The following is a 3,186-nucleotide window of genomic DNA, read 5'->3' on the forward strand; positions in this document are numbered from 1 at the left end:
ATAAGGCCTCAGCTAGGTTAATAGCCTGTTCGTTTTCTGCATCGTTTTCTATTACTTTTGGTAGATACTCGGCTAGTAACCTTCCGTAGGTATCACGGTTTAAAGTAAGGGTCATTTTTCCACTCATCTTTGTCATACTCCCCGTGAGTCAAAATGTACTTGATGTAAATTACTTGGTCTTTGTAAACGCTATCTACAATTAAACGATAGGGATTACCTTTGATATTAAAGACCGTGAAATTACCAACGGCTTCTGCTTGAGAATACACAGCTTGAACTTCAGCCAGGTTTTTCCACTCTGCTTTACTAGCAATTTTATACCAAGTATTAATGGCATTAACAGCATCGGCGTGTTTTCCAGAAAATCGCCGCAGTTGTTTACGGCTGATGATGTGCATATTCTTATTGATTTAGAATAGCTATTGTATTCTAGTTTATCATAGTCTTATTTGCGCCACCAACCCGATGTCGGGGGGGCAGGGGGGGGTGAGGGCGATTAACCATCTCTGCCATTACTTATGAAAAATGGTATTATCCAACAGAGTTTTTAGATTTATTCAGCAAACCCTAATTACAAACACTTACTTAACATCATTTTACCGTTCCCCGTTCTCTTAATCCTCTTTCAGATCGCCAATCAGCAACGAATCGGGAGAGTTTGCTGATAGCCAAGGGCTAAGAGATGACAGAGTTGGTGATATAGTAACTAAAGATCACACTTAAATCTAACCTTGCCATAGATGCACAAATCTCGAATCTGGCAACCCCAAAAATCTCCCGTCTCTAACATCAGTTTTAGCGATGAAATGAGGTAAGAATTTTGACGAAAATACTTAGCGATCGCATGGCCGTTTATCTGCTCATCGGTGGACTCCTGTTTAGAATAATCATCGCCTTGGGGCTTTATCCCGGTTACGATGAAGCCTATTATTATGTTTACAGCCATAATCTAGATTGGAGTTATTTCGATCATCCGCCAATAGTAGCGATTTCCACGGGTTTTGGGACTTGGATCACCGGATTAGTCAATCAATTTACCATTCGCTTCGGGACTCTCCTGCTCTATACTGGCAGCCTCTGCTTGCTGTATCTGACGGCTTTAAAATTGTTCAGTCTGCCGGTCGCCAGAATGACTTTAGCGATCGCCACTCTCATCCCCATCTATGGGATCGTCTTCGGGATTCTCTCGCAGCCAGATAGTCCTTTAATCTTTTTTTGGTCATTAACAGTCTATTTAGCTGCCCAAGAATTCTGGCCAATTCGGGAAAAAAACTATCATCCTAGCTATCGTCTCGCTTATATTGGACTTGCCGTAGGATTGGCGGTTTTAAGTAAATATCACGGCTTTATTTTGGGCTTTGGTTTAGTTTTATTTTGTCTGACCACTCCCCGCTATTGGCCTGTATTTAGATCGCCCTGGTTAGGATTAGGATTTATTCTCTTTTTGATAACTTTATTGCCGATTATCTACTGGAATATTAACCATGATTGGATTTCCTTTCGCTTTCATTTAGAAGACCGTTTTTCTGGAGAAACGAAAACCTTTAATATTCTTGGTATTCTCTCGGTTGTTGGCATTAGTATCGCCACGATGTTTCCTCCTTTCGGTCTGCCGATGTGGTGGGTGACATTTAAAAGCTTTGCCGAACAAATTCCTAACTTTATCTCGAAAAAAAGATTTTTTCATCGAGAAGAAGAATCACTAAAAAAATGGTTAATTCTCTCGGTTTCTCTGCCCTTAATCCTGGGAATGCTTTATGTGGGTGCTTCCCATTATCTCGCCCCTAGTTGGATTTTACCTGGGTTCTGGTCCTGTACAATTTTATTAGGAGAAAAGGTCAATACTTGGCAGCAATCTTCTCGAATCTGGGTAAAAAGATGGTTATGGGGATCGGGAATTTTTATCGTTACTATTTTATCTATAGCAATGCTTCACGTTACTTTTGGCACTTTCCAAAAACCTAGTCAATACGCAATTTTTGGGGGAATTATTGCCCCAGAACAAGACCCTTCTCGGGAAATTGTCGATATCAATCAACTGCGCCAAGGCTTTGCTAATTCGCCCGAATTATTAGCACTCTTAAAAGATTCTAGCTTCGTTTTTACCCATAGTTTTTATGTGACAGCATGGCTAGATATGGCCCTTTATCCCCTAGTTCCTATTCCCGTCACCTGTTTTAACAACGATCAAAGGGGTTATCAAATTTGGTTTAATCCTCAAGAATGGATCGGTAAAAATGGTTTATTAATTACTACAAATAGTTCTCTAGAAAGACCGGAAATAATCGATCGCTACCGTCCCTATTTCCAAGATATAACTAAAGTAGCTGTCATTCCGATCAAGCGCGGTGGTGTCACCATCGAACAATTTCATGTTTACCAAGCTAAAGGACTAATTAAAACTTATCCTTAAAGCAGTTATAGCGGGTAGGGGATAGATAAAATAGTTCATAGATACTGATAACTTCTATCTCCTGAATTTTGTAAACTTTTTTACTTTTTGCTTGATAAATATGTCCATTCATCGAGTGCGTATTGCTAGAGATAAAGGGGAATTTGTCCAGTCCTTAGTTAATTTTAATCAGGGAATTGGCCCCTTTCAAACCTATGCTGATGTCATCGCTTTTGCGGCGGCTTTAGGGGTAAAATATCAGGAGAGGGTGGCGATAGAAAATGTAGCGAAGGAACCCTCACCTATTAACCTAGAAATTTTTATTTCTCGTGGCTACGATACCCTAATCAAATTATTGGCAGTCAATGAATTCCAAGACACGAAAATTCTTTCTCCCCACGGGGTAGATTCGGAAGCTTTGCGAGTGACAATTTTCGAGGAATATGCCAACGCCGGTTTAGCAAGATTAGAACGAGAATTGCGCGGTGCGGTGGATTATACTGAAAGATTATTGTTAATTATCAGTCAGGAACGTTTTCGAGAAATTACTGCCACAACGGAATTCGATTTAGGCAGATTTTTGTAGTAGAAATCTTATCCCTAACTCTCCTGACTCCTAACCCCACCAATAAACTTTTTCAGCAGACCCTACTTAGGGTTTGCTGAATAAATCTAAAAACCTTGTTGGGTAAGACTTTTAGACTTTTTGTCAATCAAAAAGTACCGGGCATGGGAGTGATCAGGGGGAAAATTCCTGGACTTTTTCCCTGAAAATTAGGTAATTGGCCCCCTCA

3 protein-coding genes and 1 pseudogene are annotated in these 3,186 nt (G+C 40.2%); 2 read left to right on the forward strand and 2 right to left on the reverse strand.

Annotated features, from left to right (window positions below; genetic code table 11):
- Window positions 1–127: pseudogene (locus PX481_RS14615) on the reverse strand (transcriptional regulator); the annotation flags it as partial.
- A complete protein-coding gene (locus PX481_RS14620) occupies window positions 93–398 on the reverse strand; it encodes a type II toxin-antitoxin system HigB family toxin (RefSeq protein WP_288027550.1) in 306 nt (101 codons plus the stop codon). The gene PX481_RS14620 and the pseudogene PX481_RS14615, both read right to left, overlap by 35 nt.
- 422 nt (window positions 399–820) lie before the next feature.
- On the opposite strand from PX481_RS14620, the gene PX481_RS14625 reads away from it, so the two are divergent.
- Together PX481_RS14625 and PX481_RS14630 are read left to right on the forward strand one after the other, a co-directional pair.
- A complete protein-coding gene (locus PX481_RS14625) occupies window positions 821–2,413 on the forward strand; it encodes an ArnT family glycosyltransferase (RefSeq protein WP_288027549.1) in 1,593 nt (530 codons plus the stop codon).
- A 100-nt stretch (window positions 2,414–2,513) separates the two neighbouring features.
- Complete coding sequence (locus PX481_RS14630) at window positions 2,514–2,978, forward strand: DNA phosphorothioation-associated protein 4 (RefSeq protein ID WP_002760679.1); 465 nt, start codon at window positions 2,514–2,516, stop codon at window positions 2,976–2,978.
- Window positions 2,979–3,186 lie beyond the last annotated feature (208 nt).

Source organism: Microcystis sp. M53603_WE2 (assembly GCF_030065435.1).

Coding starts and splice junctions, on each gene's coding strand:
- PX481_RS14620 (WP_288027550.1), bottom strand. CDS start 398: ATGCACATCATCAGCCGTAAACAACTGCGGCGATTTTCTGGAAAACAC.
- PX481_RS14630 (WP_002760679.1), top strand. CDS start 2,514: ATGTCCATTCATCGAGTGCGTATTGCTAGAGATAAAGGGGAATTTGTC.